The following is a 1,258-nucleotide window of genomic DNA, read 5'->3' on the forward strand; positions in this document are numbered from 1 at the left end:
CATCAGTAGAGCCGCTGTATCGCCGCCATCAACCTGTCACAAAACCGTCAAACTTCCTTGCGATGATGCCGCTCCAGTGAACCTGTAAAACCCGCGACAGGCGCCTCCCTTGCGAGCACTCATGAACCACCGCATCGACCAAAGCCATCGCGACCCGGACCTGTTCGGCCTGCTGTACGGTTTCGCTTTTCGCCCCGGTGAACGCGGTCGGGAGATTGATTCCGCCGAGGCGCTGCACTACCTGCAACACCCCGATAACGACGACCAATTCCTCTGGCTGCACCTGAACCTGGCCCACGCTGCGTGCGAGCGCTGGATGAAAAGTCATCTGGAACTGCCGGACGAGTTTTTCGAAGCGTTGCACGAAGGTTCGCGCTCGACGCGCATCGAGCATGTGGATTCAGCCCTGCTCGCGGTGGTCAACGATGTGGTGTTCAACCTCAGCAGCATGATTTCCTCGGATGTCTCGACGCTGTGGGTGTGCGCCCGCAGTCGGCTGATTATCAGCGCGCGCCTGCAACCGCTGCACTCGGTGGACAAGCTGCGTTCGTCGGTGAAGGCCGGTGAATGTTTTCGCTCGCCGCTGGAGTTGCTCGTGCATTTGCTGCGGGACCAGGGCGAAGTGCTGACGCAAATCGTGCGCAAGACCAGCCTGAGTGTCGATCAGATCGAAGATGAGTTGTTGTCATCTCGACTGTCGACCAACCGTGCCGAACTGGGCGCCAACCGTCGGGTGCTGGTGCGGCTGCAACGATTGCTGGCGCTGGAGCCGGGTTCGTTGTTGCGCCTGCTCAATCGACCGCCGCAATGGTTGCAGAAGGATGACGTCAAGGAGCTGCGCAAATCCACCGAGGAGTTTGCGTTGATCATCAACGACCTCACGGCGCTGGGTGAGCGGATCAAGCTGTTGCAGGAAGAGATCGCCGCCAACCTCAATGAACAGAGCAACCGCACCCTGTTCACCCTGACGGTGGTGACGGTGCTGGCGCTGCCGATCAACATCATTGCGGGTTTTTTTGGCATGAATGTCGGCGGAGTGCCGCTGTCGGGAGACCCGGAGGGGTTCTGGATACTGGTGGCGCTGGTCGCGACGTTTACCGTGATTGCGGGACGTTGGGCGTTTCGTAAGCGCCAGGATTATTGAACCTCCCCGCGATCTGTAGCAGCTGGCGAAGCCTGGGTCCGGCTGCGAAGCAGTCGTAATCCAGAATACGCGTTTTACCTGACAGACCGCAGCGGCTGACTTTACGACTGCTGC

At 59.6% G+C, this 1,258-nt stretch carries 1 protein-coding gene; it reads left to right on the forward strand.

Features of this window, described 5'->3' with window-relative positions:
* Positions 1 to 121: 121 nt before the first annotated feature.
* On the forward strand, positions 122 to 1,144 hold the full coding sequence (locus AC1DRJ_RS28230; protein ID WP_477805036.1) for a transporter: 1,023 nt from the start codon (positions 122 to 124) through the stop codon (positions 1,142 to 1,144).
* Positions 1,145 to 1,258 lie beyond the last annotated feature (114 nt).

The sequence above is a fragment of the Pseudomonas sp. P5_B2 genome (assembly GCF_056400445.1).